General features: G+C 74.6%; 10 protein-coding genes. 5 read left to right on the forward strand and 5 right to left on the reverse strand.

Annotation, left to right across the window (positions count from 1 at the left end; genetic code table 11):
• Window positions 1-422 precede the first annotated feature (422 nt).
• Complete coding sequence (locus ACZ6O2_RS15420) at window positions 423-2,240, reverse strand: VanW family protein (RefSeq protein WP_466023282.1); 1,818 nt, start codon at window positions 2,238-2,240, stop codon at window positions 423-425.
• 182 nt (window positions 2,241-2,422) lie between these two features.
• On the opposite strand from ACZ6O2_RS15420, the gene nudC reads away from it, so the two are divergent.
• Complete coding sequence (nudC, locus tag ACZ6O2_RS15425; protein WP_466023283.1) at window positions 2,423-3,346, forward strand: NAD(+) diphosphatase; 924 nt, start codon at window positions 2,423-2,425, stop codon at window positions 3,344-3,346.
• Window position 3,347: 1 nt separating this feature from the next.
• Here nudC and ACZ6O2_RS15430 read toward each other — a convergent pair whose 3' ends face one another.
• Both ACZ6O2_RS15430 and ACZ6O2_RS15435 read right to left on the reverse strand, forming a co-directional pair.
• Complete coding sequence (locus tag ACZ6O2_RS15430; RefSeq protein WP_466023284.1) at window positions 3,348-5,903, reverse strand: fibronectin type III domain-containing protein; 2,556 nt, start codon at window positions 5,901-5,903, stop codon at window positions 3,348-3,350.
• Window positions 5,900-7,159 carry a polysaccharide biosynthesis protein gene (locus ACZ6O2_RS15435; RefSeq protein WP_466023285.1) on the reverse strand — a complete coding sequence of 420 codons (1,260 nt, stop codon included), beginning with the start codon at window positions 7,157-7,159 and terminating at the stop codon, window positions 5,900-5,902. Before ACZ6O2_RS15435 ends, ACZ6O2_RS15430 begins: the two co-directional genes overlap by 4 nt.
• Before the next feature lie 115 nt (window positions 7,160-7,274).
• Between ACZ6O2_RS15435 and ACZ6O2_RS15440 the strand changes: the two genes are divergently transcribed.
• On the forward strand, window positions 7,275-8,822 hold the full coding sequence (locus tag ACZ6O2_RS15440; protein ID WP_466023286.1) for an MmpA family trehalose lipid delivery protein: 1,548 nt from the start codon (window positions 7,275-7,277) through the stop codon (window positions 8,820-8,822).
• Window positions 8,823-8,935: 113 nt separating this feature from the next.
• Complete coding sequence (locus ACZ6O2_RS15445) at window positions 8,936-9,130, forward strand: hypothetical protein (RefSeq protein ID WP_350709619.1); 195 nt, start codon at window positions 8,936-8,938, stop codon at window positions 9,128-9,130.
• Here ACZ6O2_RS15445 and ACZ6O2_RS15450 read toward each other — a convergent pair.
• Entirely contained in the window at window positions 9,115-10,326 is a 1,212-nt protein-coding gene (locus tag ACZ6O2_RS15450; RefSeq protein WP_466023287.1) for a glycosyltransferase family 4 protein, read from the reverse strand. The two genes, ACZ6O2_RS15445 and ACZ6O2_RS15450, sit on opposite strands and share 16 nt — an antisense overlap.
• An 85-nt stretch (window positions 10,327-10,411) precedes the next feature.
• Between ACZ6O2_RS15450 and ACZ6O2_RS15455 the strand changes: the two genes are divergently transcribed.
• Window positions 10,412-14,704 carry an alpha-(1->3)-arabinofuranosyltransferase domain-containing protein gene (locus ACZ6O2_RS15455; protein WP_466023288.1) on the forward strand — a complete coding sequence of 1,431 codons (4,293 nt, stop codon included), beginning with the start codon at window positions 10,412-10,414 and terminating at the stop codon, window positions 14,702-14,704.
• Here the strand turns inward: ACZ6O2_RS15455 and ACZ6O2_RS15460 are convergent.
• Window positions 14,596-15,795 (reverse strand): acyltransferase family protein, encoded by a 1,200-nt coding sequence (locus tag ACZ6O2_RS15460; protein WP_466023289.1) that lies wholly within the window; start codon window positions 15,793-15,795, stop codon window positions 14,596-14,598. The genes ACZ6O2_RS15455 and ACZ6O2_RS15460 overlap by 109 nt on opposite strands.
• Before the next feature lie 111 nt (window positions 15,796-15,906).
• Here ACZ6O2_RS15460 and pgfA point away from each other — a divergent pair, with 111 nt between their 5' ends.
• Window positions 15,907-17,019 carry a cell envelope lipid trafficking protein PgfA gene (pgfA, locus tag ACZ6O2_RS15465; RefSeq protein ID WP_350709612.1) on the forward strand — a complete coding sequence of 371 codons (1,113 nt, stop codon included), beginning with the start codon at window positions 15,907-15,909 and terminating at the stop codon, window positions 17,017-17,019.
• Window positions 17,020-17,048: the final 29 nt, after the last annotated feature.

Below are 17,048 nucleotides of genomic sequence, written 5' to 3' on the forward strand. Positions count from 1 at the left end.
CCCCCCCCCCCCCCCCCCCCCCCCCCCCCCCCCCCCCCCCCCCCCCCCCCCCCCCCCCCCCCCCCCCCCCCCCCCCCCCCCCCCCCCCCCACCCCACCCACCCGACACCGCAAGAAACGCTCAGGCAGCACCCACCCCACCACCGAGGCGCCACACCAACGGGAACGAACTCAGGCAGAGGGCCCCACTCGACACCCGCAACAAACGCCCAGGCAGCACCCCCCCAGCCCACCTGGGCAGCACACCAACAGCACTGAGGCAGCCCCACACCACGCCCAATCGATCACGGCGAAGGAGTCACGCAGCCGGCCGAGATCTGCCGCCTGGTGAGAACAGAGCCCGCGCGGGTGTGCGTACGCCGGAAAGGAGCTGCCCCGCCGGCGGGGCCGGCGGGGCAGCGACGTGCGGGAGTGGGACGGACGTCAGGACGGTTCGGGGGCGCAGATGAAGCGCGGCTCGGCGTCGTAGCGCCAGGTGAACTTCTCCCGCTTCACGACCTTCCCGTCCTTCTTGATGACCCGGAAGGCGTCCTGGGTGAAGCCCTGGCTGCCGCTGGCGGGGATGCAGGTGGGGCCCGGCTCCAGGTAGACGGTCTTCGGCTGGGTGATGTTGCGCCGCGGGCTGTACTCCGTCTTCACGCTGTCCCAGATCTTGGTGCTCCAGATGGACACCGTGATGGAACTGGACGTGTACGAGGTGTCGATCAGGACGCCGTACTCGGTGTTGTTGCGGAACTTGAAGTCCAGGTCCGGCCAGAAGATGGTCGACTCGATGACCGCCGGGTACCGGCTGAACCAGTACGAGTGCGGCTTGTGCTCGACGTCCTCCAGGCCCGCGTAGTAGGTCGCGTTGAACAGCGTGGTGGTGAACTGCGAGGTGCCGCCGCCCACGCCCGGCACCAGCTTGCCGTTCAGGATGACCGGGGCGTCCCGGTAGCCCTGGGCGTAGCCGCGCTCGCCGGTGTGCCCGTTGAGCGAGAACGTCTCGCCGGGCAGGACGACCGTGCCGTCCACGTCCTTGGCGATCGTGATGATGTTCTGGCTGCGCGGCGAGGAGAGCCCACCGGTGAACCGGGTGGTGAACGTGGACACCCGCTCCTTGATGCCGAGCCCGGCCAGCTTCTCCGCGGTCAGCTCCGGCTCGGCCGGCTTCAGCTCGCCGGTGACCTTCCGGTCCTCCGCCTTCGGCAGGACGGCCAGCAGGTCGCGGCCGAGGGCGCCGCTGTCGAGCTGCTTCCCCGGCTTGCCGTCGACGACCTTCGGCTTGCCCCCGGAGATGGTCATCCGGGCGTCCTTCGGCGGAATCTCGATCGTCGCCAGGTCGTCGCCGAGCGCGGCGCGCAGCCGCTTCACGTCGACCTGCGGGGTCAGTTTGCCGGCCTTGTCGGCGGTGAACCGGAGGCTCCTTGCGATCGCCTTCGGCGGGATCTGCACGGAGCCCTTGTCGGTGGTGAGCGTGACGGGCGCGGCGACGGCCGGCTCCGCCAGCTCGGTGACCAGCCGGTCCACCTCCTCGGCGGTGGTCACCGGGTGCGTCTCGACCAGCGGCACGGTCACCGGCTGGCGGCTCAGCCAGCCCTCCCGCACCACCTGCGCGGAGCGCTCCGGATCCAGCGCGAGGCTCGGCTTCGGGTGCACCGCCTTCGGCGTGGTGCCCTTCCAGGTGATCGCCGGCATCGTCATCTTCCGGCCCTGGTCGCCGACCACCTTCTTCAGGGCGGTGTCGAGCCGGGCGACGTCCACGGTCACCACCGGCTGCACCGCGCGGGACCCGACGAGCCGGTCGACCGCGTGCGCGTCCGCCTCGGCCGCCGCCGCCACGGTGGCGTCGACGTCGACCGCCAGGCCGACCTCGGCCGGGACGATCTCGGCGGTCCGCTCGCCGACGCGTACCGACAGGGGGGCCGCGAGTTCGGCGGCGCGGCGGTCCAGCGCCGCCCGCAGTTCCCGGGCGGCGTCCGCGCGGCTCCGGCCGCCGAGCTCCGCCCCGAGCACCGTCGTCCCGCGGGGCACGTCACCGGCGTACGCGTAGGCGCCCACTCCCGCCACGGAGGCCAGCACCGCCGTGGCGACACCGGCGGCGAGCAGCAGGCGGACCCGGCGGGACCGGGACGCCCCGCCCGGCCGGCCGGCGGGCACGACGGGTGCCGGCTCGTCACCCGGCCAGGTCACCGCGGTGACCTGCACGGTGGGCCGGTCGTCGGCGGGTGGGCTCTTCTCGCCGTACAGCGTCACGGTCACCTCGATCGGGGCATACCACAAAGGGGGGAGCGCTCGCCCCGCCCGGAAGACACCTACGGTAACCGGCGGCCCGGCGCGGCGGCAGTCTGCGCCCCTCCCGTTGCGGCAACGCGTGTCGCGCGGCGGGTCGGCGGGGTCAGCCCGGGCGCGGGGCGCGGCGGCGGCCATGGCACGGTAGGGGCATGCGAGCGGACGAGGCGGTCCTGGCGTACGGCGGCGGTTGGCTGGACCGGGCGGGGGAGTTGCGCGCCGACCCGGAGCGGATCGCGGCGCTGCTGGCCGACCCGGGCAGCGTCGTTCTGCCGTTCTGGCGGGACCGCTGCCTGGTCGCGGATGACGTGCCGGTGCGGTTGACCGGGGACCTGGCGGCCGGGGTGCTCGCCGTCGCCGACGAGACCGCCTTCCTGGGCATGGGCGACGACAGGTCGGCCGTCTTCGCGGTGGACCTTTCCGGCCTGTCCGAGGCCGCCGCCGTCGAGGCGGCCGGGGCGGGCGCCGCCGTGGACGTCCGGGCGTTGGTCGGCCGGCTCGGTCCGGCCGAGGCGGCCGTCCAGGCGTACGCGCGGGGGCTGCTGCACTGGCACCGGCAGCAGCGCTTCTGCGGCGCCTGCGGGGCGTCGACCGTGGCCCGGGGCGGGGGACACGTCCGGTCCTGCACCGGAGCGGACTGCGGCCGGCTCCTCTTTCCCCGGATCGAACCGGCGGTCATCGTGCTGGTCGAGGTGCCCGGCGCCCCGGACCGCTGCCTGCTGGCCCGGCACGCGGGCGCGCGGGAGGGGGCGTACTCGACGCTCGCCGGTTTCGTGGAGGTGGGCGAGAGCCTGGAGGACGCGGTCCGGCGGGAGATGGCCGAGGAGGCCGGGGTGACGGTGACCGACCTGACGTACGTGGGGTCGCAGGCGTGGCCGTTCCCGGCGGGACTGATGGTGGGCTTCCGGGCCACCGCCGCGTCCGAGGAGGTGCGGGTGGACGGCGAGGAGCTGCTGGAGGCGCGCTGGTTCACCCGGGACGAGCTGCGCGAGCGGGTGGCCGCCGGGCGGCCGCTCGGTCGGGTCGACTCGATCGACCACCACCTGCTCCAGTCCTGGCTCGCCGCCGGAGCCTGACTCACTCCACGAGCACGGCGACGGGCGCGGACGGCGGGCCCGTGTCGACGCCGTCGGTGGCAGCGACCCGGAACTCGTAGCGGTGGCCCCGGGTCAGCAGTACGGCGGTGAAGTCGGTTCCGGCCACGGGGTACGGATCCGTCCGCCAGCTCGTGCCGGACGTGACATCCCGGAGCTGGACGCGGTAGGCGAGGCCAGGGCCGGCCTGACGCCAGCTCAGCCGCGCCTCACCGTTGCCGCTCGCCGTCACCGCCAGACCGCCCGGCGTGGGCAGCCGTGGCGTGGCCCGGACCGGCCTGCTCAGCCGACCCGGACCGGCCTGGTTGGCGGCGGCGACCGCGAACTCGTACTCGTGGCCGTTGCGCAGCTGGTGGATCGTGGCCTCGGTGCCCTGCACGGCCACCTTCTCCTCGGTGAAGTCCCGCTCCCCGGCGGTGAGGTCCCGCCGGTAGACGCGGTGCCATCCGCCGGGGTTGGTCGAGCGCCAGGCCAGCTCCACCTGACCCGGCCCGATCTTCGTCACCCGCAGGCCGGCCGGCACCACCTCCGGCGCGGTGAACCGCGCCCGGGCCCGGACCGGCGGGGAGAGGGGCCCCTCGCCGCCGCTGTTCACGGCGCTGACGGCGAACTCGTACTCGTGGTCGTGTCGGAGATGCCGGGCGAGGTGGTTCGCCCTGGTGTCCAGCGACGGCGAGCCGAGGCGGGTCTCGCCCGCCGTCACGTCCCGTCGGTAGACGCGGTAGGAGACGCCCGGTCCGAGGCCGGCCCAGTTGAGCCGGATGTCGCCGTCCGGCTGGGGGCTGGCGGTCGGCCGGGCCGGCGCGGCCGGCGGGGTGACGAACGCGGTGGCCCGGACCGGCGCGGAGGGTTGGCTGTCCCCGCCGCCGCCGACCGCGACGACGGTGAATTCGTACGTCCGCGCGTGCCACAGCGAGTCGACGGTCGCGCTGGTGCCGGTGAACGTGCCGACCAGGGCCGGTGCCCGCTGACCCGATGTGACGTCGCGCTGGTACAGCCGGAACAGTTGGACGAACGGCAGCGGGTCCCAGCGCACCGCGACGTCCCCGGTCCGCCCAGCCGTCGCCCGCAGCCCGCCGGGCGGCGCAGGTGGCGGCACGGTGGCGGTCATCCGCGCCACCGGCGACGGCGGGCCTTCGCCCCGGCGCCCGAGCGTGGTCACCCGGAACTCGTACTCGTGCCCGTTGACGAGGAAGTCGGCGGAGAAGCGGGCCTCGGCGGTCGGCTCGCCGATGCGGACGAAATGGGTCTGGCCGGCGGTCACGTCTCGGCGGTGGACCAGGTAACGCGGCTCGTCGTCGGCCCTGACGGGGTGCCAGCGCAGCTCGGCGTTGCCCGCACCCCGGGCGTCGGCGGTGAGCGCGGCCGGGGCTGGCGGCACGTCGGCCCGGTCCGGCCGGGGGCGGGGCCAGTCGACCTCGACGAAACGCGGCCGGTAGACGCCGGCGTCGGCGTACGTCACCGCGTCGTCGACGTTGTTGACGTTGTACGAGATCAGCAGCTTTCCCGGACGGGCCAGGTCGGGGTGCAGGTCGGCGTCGTAGATGAGGTGCCCGGCGTCGGTCTCCGCGGCGCTGTGCAGGTAGTCCGGCCCGTCGAACGGCCCCGTCGGCCCGGCGGCGGAGTAGGCCACCAGGTCGCCGCTGAAGACGAGGTTGTTCTCGTGGGTCACGAGCAGGTACCGGTCCCCGACCCGCTGCACGCCGTACGACGTGCCGACGCCGCTGAGGACGCGGACGGACCGGTCCACCTCGGGCGCCCAGCCGCTGCCCGTCCAGAACTCCCACGGGCCCGTGAGGTCGTCCCCGGCGACCCGGGCCACGTGCGCGAACTTGGTCTCGCCGCTCGCCTCGGTCCCGTAGATCCACGTGTGCCCGCCGTCGCGGAGCAGCGCGGAGCCCCAGGAGATCCGCTGCCCCAGCGGCAGCGGCCGGACGGTGGTGGGAGCCAGGCCGGGTAACGCGAAGGTGGCCAGCGACGTGCCCAGCAGGACGTGGTCCAGCGGGCCGGCGCCGGTCCGGCGGTAGCGGTTGACCAGCATCTGAAGGCTCTGGCCGACGACCTGGGCGTCGCCGACCCAGTAGAACTGGTCGGCAGCCGGTGGTGGCACCAGCGAGGCGGGCTCCTCGGCGGTGCCGCCGTGCACGGTCTCGCGCAGCTCGTCGCCCTGCTGCACGACCACCGAGTTGTTGATGAACGACGCGGTGTCGGGCCGGGAGCCGTCCGGATCGACCGGGCCGAGGAAGGTGTCGGAGAAGAGCCAGAGCAGCCGGCCGTCGGGGAGTCGGACGGAGGCTGTCCGGTCGGCGCCGTTCCACCTGCCCGAGGTGTCGCCGTAGCGGTCGAAGAGGGCGGTGAGCCGCTCGGCCGACATGCCGCCCTCGGCCCGTGCAGGGCCCGGAACGCCGGCGGTCAGGGTGACCACCAGCGCGGCGGCGTACAGCACGAGCAGCCAGCGGGTGTGCGGCCGGTCTTCGCGTCGGCGGGATCCGGTCGTGGTCGTGCGGACGCTCACCAGAAACCCCCGTCTACTGGTCATCCGTCCCGCACTGTGACACGTGCTCCCGGTGGGTGGGTAGTAGCCGTCCGGGTGGGTTTCGACCTGTCGCCGCGTTCGTGAGTCATCGTCAGCAGCCCGGTCGCCACGGCGGTGACCGCCGCCGTCACCAGGGCCGCCCCGGCGATCCCGGCGATGGTCCGTGGCACGACGGTCGCGACCGCCGCCACGTACGCCACCGTCGACAGCCACAGTGGAGCGGCGGGCCACCGGGCCGATGCCGCGACCCGGGCGTTCACCAGGATGAAGACCACCGCGTACAGGGCGCCGGTGGCGGCGAAGAGCGGGGCGTAGCGCCCGGACCCGGCGTACGCCGGGCCACCGGCCAGGCGGAAGGCGAGCCCGCCGGCCAGCGCCGAGCCCAGCACCAGCACCGCCCCGGCGCCGGCGACCAGGGCCAGCGCGGTGACCAGGGCACGGCGGTCACCCTTCGCCAGGCGGGGCAGCGCGATCACGGTCACCACCTGCGGTGCCCAGAGGGCGCCCTTGGTCAGCACGGTGCCGACGGCGTAGGTGCCGGAGACGTCCGGCGGCAGGAAGCGGCGGGCGAGCAGCAGGTCCACGTACGAGACGACCAGCATCGCCAGCGTGGCGCCGCTGGCGGTGAGCACGGTCCGGGTGGCGAGCGAGGGTGCCGTCGGGTCGATGCCGGAGCCCCGGTTGAGGCGTACCAGCAGGGCGAGTACCAGGACCGCGGTGACCGCCCCGGCCAGCAGCGACCCGGTGAGCCCGCCGCCGAGCGAGAGCCCCGCCACCATGCCCCCGTAGCGGCCGGCGCCGAGCAGCGCCATGCCGCCGGCGAGCCGCAGGAAGCGCTGGTCGCCCTGCAACTCGCCGAGCCAGCGGCCGGCCGCGACGACCGCCACGGTGAGCACGCCGAGCAGCAGCACCGCCGGGGCGGCCAGCCGGAGCTGCACGGCGGCCACCGGCAGTGTCACGGCGAGGAGCGTGGCGGTGACGACGAGCGTGAGCACGGTCGGTCGGGTGGTGGCGGCGTGGCCGTGGCGGGCCCGGTGCACGGCGACCGCGATCTGCAGCCCGGTGCTGGCCACACCGCCTATCGCGCCCAGCGCGAGGAGGGTGGCCAGCGCGCTCAGCTCCGCCGGGTCGAGGTGTCGGGCGCCGAGGACGGGCACCACGTAGGCCAGCCCGTTGACGAAGACGCCGGCCAGCGTCACCGCCACCCCTGCGGCGCCGAGACCCGTCGCCCGGCCGCGCCTGTCCGAATCCGTTCCCATCACCGCCCCGGGTCGCCGGCACCCCCGGCTGTGCGGCGGGCGCGCGTACAGTGGCGCCACGCCGGTGCCACGCCCGGTCAGCGTAGTGAGGAGGTCAACCCTGCGGGAGAGGTCGATGCTCGCCGGGCTCGGGTTGGCCGTCACCCTGCTGGTGCTGGCTCCGCTGGCGGCGCCCGGTTACGTGCTCAGTTACGACATGGTCTTCGTGCCGCACCAGCCGTGGCGCGCGGAACTCGTCGTCCCGTCCGACTCGCTGCCCCGGGCGGTGCCGTTGGACGCCCTGGTGTCGCTGGCCAGTCAGGTGGTGCCCGGTTGGCTGGTGCAGCGGCTGGTGCTGGTCGCGGTGCTGCTGCTCGCCACCGTCGGCGCCGGGCTGCTGGTGCCGGCGCGGCACCCGGTCACCCGGCTGGTGGCCGCCGTGGGGTACGCGTGGACGCCATACCTGGCGGAACGGCTGCTGATCGGGCACTGGGGTCTGCTGCTGGCGTACGCGTCGCTGCCCTGGCTGGTGTCGGCGGTGATCCGGTTGCGGGCCGGTGGGCGGCGGGCGCTGCCGCTGCTGGTGCTGGCCGCCGTGTCTGCGGCGGTGACCCCGACCGGCGGCCTCATCGCCCTGGCCAGCACCGTCGTGCTGGTGCCGAGGCGGGCCGGGGGTCGGGTCGGGGCGGCCGCGGTGGGACTCGTGCTGCTGCTGAACGCGCCCTGGTTGGTGGCGGCTGCCCTGACCCGGGCGGATGCCCGGACCGACCCCGACGGGGTGGCGGCGTTCGCGGCGCGGGCGGAGAACTGGAGCGGCGCGTTCGGCGCGCTGGCCGGCACCGGCGGGATCTGGAACGCGCAGACGACGCCGGTGAGTCGCTCGTCCCCGCTGGCGCCGGTGGCCACCGCCGTCGTGCTGGCTGTGGCGGTACTCGGCTACCGGGCGTTGAGCCGCCGGTGGTCGGGCGGGCTCGCGCACCGGCTCGCCGGGCTGGCGGCCGGCGGTTTCCTGCTCGCCGCGCTGGGTGTGCTGCCCGGCTTGAGCGGGCTGCTGGAGTGGTCGGTGGCCACCGTGCCCGGGGCCGGGGTGCTGCGCGACGGGCAGAAGTTCCTCGTCCCGTACGCCCTGCTGGTCGCCGTCGGGTTCGCGCTCGGCGTGGAGCGGCTGGCCGGGGTGGCGGGCCGGGCCGGTCGGGTGGGCGCGGGCGCGTTGCTCGCCGGGGCGCTGGTCCTGCCCGTGGTGGTGCTGCCGGACCTGGCGTTCGGTGTGGCCGGCCGACTGCGACCGGTGGCCTATCCGGCGGACTGGAACGCCGTCGCCGCCCGCCTCGACGGCCGGCCGGGCGAGGTGCTCTCGCTGCCGTTCGGGGCCTACCGGGCGTACCCGTGGAACGGTGGTCGGACGGCGCTCGACCCGCTGCCCCGCTACGTCGACGCCGACGTCCTCGTCGACGACACGCTCTGGGTCGGCCCGAGCGAGGTGAGCGGGGAGAATCCGCGGGCGGCGCAGGTGCGGCGGGTGCTCGCCACCGGTGCTCCGGTGACGGCCACCGGGGTGCGCTGGGTGGTGGTGCAACGGGTGGTCGGCGGCCACCGGGTGGACCCGGCGACGCTGGTCGGGCTCCGCGAGGTGTACGCCGGCACGGACCTGACCCTGTACGAGAACCCGATGGCGGGCGGCTGACCGGCCGCGAGCGCGCCCACCGGCCCGTATCGATCGTCCTCGCGGCCCTCCCCACCGTCGCTACTTGGTGGTAACGTCCCGCGCACGCAGCTCACGAGGAGGAAGTCAGCACCATGCGCAGTGCTCTCTCGTTGGTTCTCGCCGGAGTGATCGCGGTCGCTCTCGGCGTCTTCGGGTCGGTGGCGCTGGCCACCACCCTCACCGGCACCTCGTCGTCCGAGGCCGCCAAGGCCGAGCAGTCCGCGCGGACCAGCTCGGACGGCGGCAGCGGCGGCGCCAACAAGCCGCTGGTCTACGGCGCGAGGTAGGACGGCTCCACCGGCTCCATCTGCTCCGCCGGCACCACCGCCCGAACGTTCGCGGCCCTCGCCACGAGGGCCGCGAATTTTTCGCCCGAGACCGGCCAGGTGAAGCGGGCCGCGTGCGCCCGCGCCGCCGCGCCCATCGCGGTACGCAGGGCGTCGTCGGTGAGCAGCACCCGCACCTTGGCGACGAAGTCGTCGACGTCCGCCGCGAGCAGGCCGGTCTCGCCGTCGACGAGTGCTTCCTCGACCCCGCCGGCGCCGCGGAACGCGATCGTCGGCGTGCCCACCGCCCCGGCCTCCACGATGGTCAGCCCCCAGCCCTCCTTCAGCGAGGGAGTGAGCGCGACCCACGCGCTGGCCAGCAGTTCCCCCTTCTCCGCGTCGCTGACGAAGCCGGTGAACCGGACTCGGTCGGTGATGCCCAGCTCGCCGGCGAGCCGGCGCAGGTGCGGCTCCCACCAGCCCTGGCCGGCGACCACGAGGGTGAGGCCGGGCAGCTCGTCGGCGAGCCCGGCGACCGCGTGCAGGGCCAGTTCGACCTGCTTGTGCGGCACCAGCCGGCCGAGCACCACCAGGGACGGGTGCGGGGTGCGCGGCACCGGCCCGACGGGCATGTCCGGCGTGCCGTTGTGCACGACGGCGATGCGGGCGAGGTCGATGCCGAGGGTGGCCAGCTCCCGGCGGGTGGCCTCGGAGACCGTCACGTACCGGCACCGGCGGTAGACGCGCGGGGCCAGCCAGGACTCCACCCACCAGCCGAAGCGGGCCAGCCAGCGGCCCAGCACCACGGGCCACTGCTCCCGGTGCACGTGGTGCACCAGCGCGATCACCGGGCAGAGGGCGTACAGGGCGGAGAGGAAGGGCAGGCCGTTGCCCACGTCCACGATCACGTCCGGTCGGCCACCCCGGCGCCGGGCCAGCGGGCCGAGGCCCAGCGCTCCGGCCAGGTAGACCAACGCGGCACGCAGATAGACGGTGTGCCGGCCGCCGCGACGCAGCACCCGCACCCCGTCGGCGGTGACCTCCTCGGGGGGACCGGCGGAGTGTGTGGCGCAGAGCAGCGTGGCGCGGTGGCCCCGGCGTACGAGTTCCCCGGCGATCCGCTCGACGTACACCTCCGAGCCGCCGCCCTCCGGGTTCCGGGTGTCACGCCAGTTGAGGAAAAGTACGTGCCGGTTGGCGGCAGGCGGTGCTTCCACACTTACTCCTACTGCCGAGTAGTCTTCGCGTCGCGTCACACTATGGGCTTCGTCACGCCCCCCGCAATGCCCCACCGGAGGCGACATGCAGCAGGCGCCGGCCCGTCCGGAGCTGACCGATCGGCCGGACGACACATCGAGGAGGGTGTGGCGTCTTCGCTTGGTCGCGGTCTGTCTCGGTTTGTCGGCCCTGGCGTTCCTCCAGGATCCGGGCATGATCGTCATCGACACCAAGGTGGACCTGGCGGTCGATCCGGCCGGATGGTTGAGTCGCGCCCTGCACGTCTGGGACCCGGACGGGACCTTCGGCCAGCTCCAGAATCAGGCGTACGGCTACCTCTGGCCGATGGGCCCGTTCTTCCTCCTCGGCAAGCTGCTCGCCATCCCGGCCTGGGTGGTGCAGCGGCTCTGGTGGGCGCTGCTCATGACGGTGGCCTGCACCGGCGTGGTCCGGCTGGCCGAGCGGCTGCACATCGGCACGCCGGGGGCCCGGCTGGTCGCCGGGGTGGCCTTCGCGCTCTCACCCCGGTTGGTCACCGAGCTTGGCCCGATATCGGTGGAGGCGTGGCCGAGCGCCCTCGCCCCCTGGGTGCTGGTGCCCCTGGTGGGGCTGGCCCGGGGCGGGTCGGTGCGCCGCGCGGTCACCCGGTCCGCGCTGGTGGTGGCGTGTGCCGGGGGCGTCAACGCGACGGCGGTACTTGCCGTCGTGCCGCTGGCCGGCCTCCTGCTGGTCGGCCTGCACCCGTTTCGGCTGCGGATCAGGGCGTTGGTCGCCTGGGGCCTGGCGGTGGGCGCGGCGACCGCCTGGTGGCTGGTGCCCCTTCTCCTGCTGGGCCGGTACAGCCCGCCGTTCCTCGACTACATCGAGACGGCGCCGGTCACCACCGCACCCACCGACACGACCACCGTGCTGCGCGGCGCCTCGCACTGGCACGCGTACCTCAACGGCGCGTACGGGCCGCCCTGGTCTGCCGGCTGGCGGCTGGCCACCGAGCAACCGCTGGTCGTCGCGACCCTGGTGGTCGCCGGACTCGGACTGGTCGGCCTGGCCCGGCGGGGCATGCCGCACCGGCCTCTCCTGGTCACCGGCCTGCTGGTCGGGCTGGCCCTGGTCGGGCTCGGTCACGTCGGCGCGGTCGACGGGCTGGGCGCGCAGACGCAGCGGGACTTCCTCGACGCGGCCGGCGCACCGCTGCGCAACGTGCACAAGTTCGACGTGGTGCTCCGGCTGCCGCTCATTCTCGGCCTGGCCCACCTGCTCGGGCTGGTGGCGCGGGCGGCCCGGGCGGCCGACCGGCCCGACCTGAACCCGGGCCTGCCCCGCCTGCTCCAGCCGGTGCGGCTGCGCGCCAACCTGGTCACCGGCACCGCCCTCGTCGCGGTAGCCGGGGTGGCCGCGCCGGCGCTGGCCGCCGGGCTGCCCGCCCAGGGCAGCTTCCGCGAGGTGCCCGGCTACTGGCACCAGGCGACATCCTGGTTGGACCGCAACCTCGGCACGGACCGGGTGCTGGTGGTGCCCGCCGCCCGTTTCCCCCGCTACCTCTGGGGCAGCCCGAGCGACGAGGTCACCCAGCCCCTGCTGGAGAGCAGTTGGGCGGTGCGCAGCTCCGTGCCGCTCACCCCGCCGGGCACGATCCGCCTGCTCGACACCGTCGAGGCCGCGCTGGCCAACGGCGAGGGCTCCGCCGGGCTGGCCGACCTGCTCGCCCGCTCGGGCGTGCGGTACCTGCTGCTCCGCTCCGATCTCGACTACGGGCGCTCCGGGGCCACCCAGCCGGTGGTGGTCCGGCAGGCGCTGCAACGCTCGCCCGGCATCCGTGCGGTGCGCGCCTTCGGGCCGGAGGTCGGCGGCGGCCAGTTGCCCGGCAACTTCGTCGACCACGGGCTGGACGTGAGGGTCCGGGCCCTGGAGGTGTACAAGGTCGAGAAGCCGGTCAGCCCGGTCGTCGCGTACGACACGGAGGGGCTCACCACGGTGGTGGGCGGGCCGGAGTCGCTGCTCCAGATCGCGGCGGCCGGCCGGCTCTCGGACGCCCCGACGGTGCTGGCGGGGGACCGGCCGGCGGGGCTGGTCGGCAGCCGGGTGTTGCTCACCGACGGGTTGCGTCGGCGTGAGGTCGCGTTCGGCCAACCCCACGACAACGCCTCGGCGACCATGACGCCCGCCGACGAGTCGCGGCTCGGCGCGCCCGCCCGGGACTACCTGCCGCCTTGGGGCGAGGACCAGGCGACCACCGTGCGCTACCTCGGCATCGAGTCGGTGACCGCGTCGAGCTCCTGGTCGGACGCCCAGCCGTTGGTCGGCGGCCGGCCGGCGCACCAGCCGTACGCGGCGCTCGACGGCAGCCTCGCCACCTCCTGGCGCTCGGCGCCGGGCACCCTGGCCACCGAGCAGTGGCTGGAGGTGGAGTTGACCGAGCCGCAGGTGGTCCGCGACGTGCGGATCACCTTCGACACCGGCGCCGACTCCCTGCCCACCCGGATCACCGTCGCCGCGGGCAACCAGCAGGCGGTGGTGGAGAACCCGGGCCAGAGCGTGCAGGTCACGGTGCCCGCCGGCCACCCGACCCGCCGGGTCCGGGTCTCCGTCGACCAGGTCTTCGACATCCGGGCCGGCTTCGGCGGCGTCGGCATCGCCGAGCTGTCCATCCCCGGCCTGCGGGTCGAGCGGACCCTGGCCGTGCCCGCGCCGCCGGCCAGCGCCGCCCCGGCCGCCGTGGTGCTCACGGCCGCCGCCGGCGCCTCGCCCTGCGTCTTCGACGAGGGCCGGCCGATCTGCGACGGCGGGCTCGCCCGGGAGTCCGAGGACGGCGACCGGATCGACCGGACGCTGAGCCTGCCGATCGCCGCCGACTACGACGTGGCGCTGCGGGTACGTCCCCGGGCGGGGAGCGACCTGAACGCGTTGCTCGACGGCGGTGGCGAGGCGGCCGCCGCGCGCGGCATCAGCCCGTCGGTCGCCGCCTCCAGCATCGGCGTTCCCCACCCCGCGGCCCGGCCGGGCGCGGTCGTCGACGGCGACCCGGCGACGACGTGGTACGCCGCCGCGTCGGACCGGCAACCGTGGCTGCGCCTGACCTGGCCCAAGGCACGCCAGATCGCCGGGCTGAAGGTGACCCTGCCACCCACGGCAGCGGCCGCCCGCCCGTGGCAGGCGACCGTGATCGGGGACGGCGGCATGCGCGGCGGCGTCTTCGACGAGGGCGGCAGCCTGGTCTTCGACCGGCCACTGAAGACCGACCAGATCACCGTGCTGATCTCCGACGTCGTGCCGGCCAACACCTTCGATCCGTACCGGCGGTTGTCGCGGAGCCTGCCCGTCGGCGTGGGCGAGCTGATCGTGCTGCCCGAGGGCCCGGTGCTGCGCAACGACCCGGAGGAGCAGGTCACGCTTCCCTGCGGCACCGGGCCCACCGTCGAGGTCGGGACCCACCGGCGCCGGACGGCGCTGGTGGCCAGCCGGCGGGAGTTGGTGGAACTGCGCGAGGTGGACGCGGTGCTCTGCGGGGCCCGTGCGGAGGACCCGCTGCCGCTGGCCGGCGGGGAGGTGCGGGTGGTGGCGGCGGCGAGCCGCCTGGCAACGCCGACCCGGCTCGTCCTCACCCCCGACGCCGTCGTCCCGGGGCCCACCGACGGCGGAGCGGCCGGCACGGCGGGCGCTCCGGAGGCCACCCAGACCCCGGTCCGGGTGGACGGCTGGGCGGCCACCCGGCGGTCGCTGCACCTGGATGCGTATCCGGGCCAGCGGGTGCTGGCCCTGCGGGAGAACGCCAACGCGGGGTGGGAGGCCACCGCGGGCGGCAGGCGGCTCACCCCGTTCGTGGTGGACGGCTGGCAGCAGGGCTGGCTGGTGCCGGCCGGCTTCTCCGGCGAGGTGCTGCTCCGGTTCGCACCGGACGACGGCTACGTCGCGGCGCTGGGCGTCGGCGCGATCCTGCTGGGCGGGGTCGGGGTGGCCGCCGCGTTGCCGAGCCGGCGTGTCCCGCCACCGCTGGCGGCTCCGGTGCGCCGCCGCCGGCACCGACTGCTCGCCCTGGTCTTCGGTGGGGCGGCGCTGCTGCTGTTCGGTGGCCTGGCGGCGGTCGCGGTCGCGATGCTGGCGGCGGCCGGTGTGCTGGCCGGTCACGTGCTGGAGCCGCAGCTGCACCCGCCGGACCGGCGCCGGCTGCACCGGTTGTACCGGGTGGCCGGACGCTGGCTGCCGGTGGGCTGCTTCGCGCTGGCCGGCTGGTACGCGGTGACCCGCGGCGGGCACACCGCCGCGGTGCCTCAGCTGGCGGCGGTCGCGGCCGTGACGGTGCTCTGGTTCTCGGTCGTGCTCCCGCCGCGGCGCGGCCACGGCCCGTTCCAGCGTTGGAAGGGGCGCTCGACGACGTAGTAGCTGAGCGCGGCGAGGACCAGCCCGCCGGCGACGGTGAGCAGGAAGATCTGGCCCGTGTCGCCGGTGAAGTTCGGCCGGTCGGTGAGGACGTAGACCCCCTCCAGCACGAAGGGGTGCCAGAGGAACAGCCCGTAGGAGACCCGACCGAGCCACCGGCCGACGACGCCGCCGAGGACGGCCTTGGTCCGGGTGTCCGGCCCGAACGCCACCGGCAGCACCAGCATCACCGCCACCACGGCGTACAACGCCATCTTCAGCCCGAACTGGGCGGCGGTGGGTTCGGCCAGGTCCCTGGGCCCGACGATCGGCGTGGTGGCGACGGCCAGCGCGGCCAGCGCGACCGACCAGCACGCCAGCGGCGCCGCGCCGAGGTCGTCCAGCCACCGCCACCGGTGCCCGGTCCCGGTGCGCAGCGACACGTGGACGGTGGCCAGCGCCATGCCGGCACCGAACCAGCCGGCGTAGGACGGGAGCCACATGGTGTGCAGGCCCAGGTCGAGCAGGCCGAGCCCCATCATGGCCACCCAGCCGGCGGTGACCGCCAGCCCCGCCACGACGATGACGGCGGTCGCCCGGCCGGGACGCCAACGCCGGCCGAGCAGGAGCGCGGCCAGCAGCGGGAGCAGCAGGTAGAAGGCCGCCTCGGTGGCGAGGCTCCACGTCTGGCTGAGGCCGTGCCGCAACTGCCGGGGCTCGTAGATCTGGACCAGCGCCAGGTGCCGCCACCAGTCGCCGGCGGACGCCGGCCGGTTCTGCGGCAGCACCAGCAGGCAGACCACCACGGTCACCCAGTACGCGGGCAGGATCCGGGTCGCGCGTCGCCACAGGTAGCGCCGGGCGGACGGGGGTCGCTGCCGGGTCGCCAGCGTGTGCGCGTACGGGCGGAAGAGCAGGAACCCGGAGAGTACGAAGAAGACGGCGACGCCCACGTCGAGCCGGGACAGCCAGCTGCCCAGCCCCGAGTCGTTGGTGTTCGCGCCCGTGGCGAACCCGACGTGGTGCCCGACGACGGCCAGCGCGCCGATCACCCGTACGGCGTCGAGCGCGGGCAGCCGGTGTAGGCCCTGATCGGTGGTTGGGGCAGACATCAACCGTCCAGAGGGTCGCGTGAATATGTAACCCGGGAGTAACCTGCGGCCAAGTTTAGGGACAGGACCCCCTCGCCGGACACCGGCTGACTGTCTTTGTTGGGAGGATCAGTGAAGGCTCGCCTAGGCGCCGTGCTGTTCGGGATAGGCGTCTTGTGTCTCGTGCTCGCCGCGGGAGCGGCGTTCTTCGTGGCACCTACGGTGACGAAACTGCCGTACGACCTCACGCTCTGCAACGCGGAGGGCAAGCCCGAGGGCTGCCTGAAGCCGAGCGTAGCGGTGGCGGAGAACGCGAAGTTCCTGCAGCTGAAGAAGGACGCCCCGCCGACGGTCCAGACCGGCACGCTGGAGGCCACCACCGAGGTGGCGCCGCAGGCCGGCGTCACCGAGGCGGAGATGACCGGGGACCTGGAGGGCGAGGCGGTCGTCTGGGGCGCGTACGGCACGGTCAAGTGGACCCAGACCGGTGAGGTGATCAGCCAGTACTCCGCGGAACTGGCGCTGGACCGGCGGACCGCTGCCGCGGTCGAGTGGGACAAGCAGTTCCTCCAGGCCGACGGGCCGGAGGGGCCGAGCGAGGTCACCTTCGGCGGGCAGGTCTACAAGTTCCCGTTCCACACCGAGCGCAAGGACTACGAGTACTTCGACCGTGACGTGCGCAAGGCGCTGCCGATCCGGTTCGACGGCACCGAGAAGGTCGACGGCATCGAGGCGTACCGGTTCCAGCAGGTCATCGAGGAGACCGACCTGGGCCTGCCGGCCGACCGGGTCAGCGGCCTGCTCGGGGCGTTCGCGCCGGGCGCGACCAGCGGCAAGGTGATGTACAGCAACACCCGCACCATTTGGGTCGAGCCGGTCAGCGGCAACTTCGTCAAGGTGCGGGAGCAGCAGAAGAAGACGCTGGTGCCGGACCAGGGCACGGCCACCACGCTGCTGGACGCCGACTTCGTCTACACCGACCAGACCATCGCCAACAGCGTGGAGTCCGCCGGGAGCAACCGGGACAAGCTGCAGTTGATCGGTCGGACCATCCCGCTCGGGCTGGCGGTCATCGGTGCGCTGGCGCTGCTCGTCGGCCTCTGGCTGGTGCTCTCGGGCCGGCGGGCCACCGCCGCCGCGCGGCACCGTGCCGACGACAGCGACGCCGCCGCGTCGGGAGAGCAGCAGGAGGTCACGTCCGGGGCGCCCGTGCGGGGCGGCGACGGCGAGGCCGGGGGCCGGTAGCAGGTCGTCGGGCGTCGCCCACCGTGGCA

The organism is Micromonospora sp. NPDC048040 (assembly GCF_055587185.1).

What these genes read in the sequence shown, in the direction of transcription:
- nudC (WP_466023283.1), top strand. Translation starts at nt 2,423, where the DNA reads ATGCGAGCGGACGAGGCGGTCCTGGCGTACGGCGGCGGTTGGCTGGAC.
- ACZ6O2_RS15430 (WP_466023284.1), bottom strand. Translation starts at nt 5,903, where the DNA reads ATGACCAGTAGACGGGGGTTTCTGGTGAGCGTCCGCACGACCACGACC.
- ACZ6O2_RS15435 (WP_466023285.1), bottom strand. Translation starts at nt 7,159, where the DNA reads ATGGGAACGGATTCGGACAGGCGCGGCCGGGCGACGGGTCTCGGCGCC.
- ACZ6O2_RS15440 (WP_466023286.1), top strand. Translation starts at nt 7,275, where the DNA reads ATGCTCGCCGGGCTCGGGTTGGCCGTCACCCTGCTGGTGCTGGCTCCG.
- ACZ6O2_RS15445 (WP_350709619.1), top strand. Translation starts at nt 8,936, where the DNA reads ATGCGCAGTGCTCTCTCGTTGGTTCTCGCCGGAGTGATCGCGGTCGCT.
- ACZ6O2_RS15455 (WP_466023288.1), top strand. Translation starts at nt 10,412, where the DNA reads ATGCAGCAGGCGCCGGCCCGTCCGGAGCTGACCGATCGGCCGGACGAC.
- ACZ6O2_RS15460 (WP_466023289.1), bottom strand. Translation starts at nt 15,795, where the DNA reads ATGTCTGCCCCAACCACCGATCAGGGCCTACACCGGCTGCCCGCGCTC.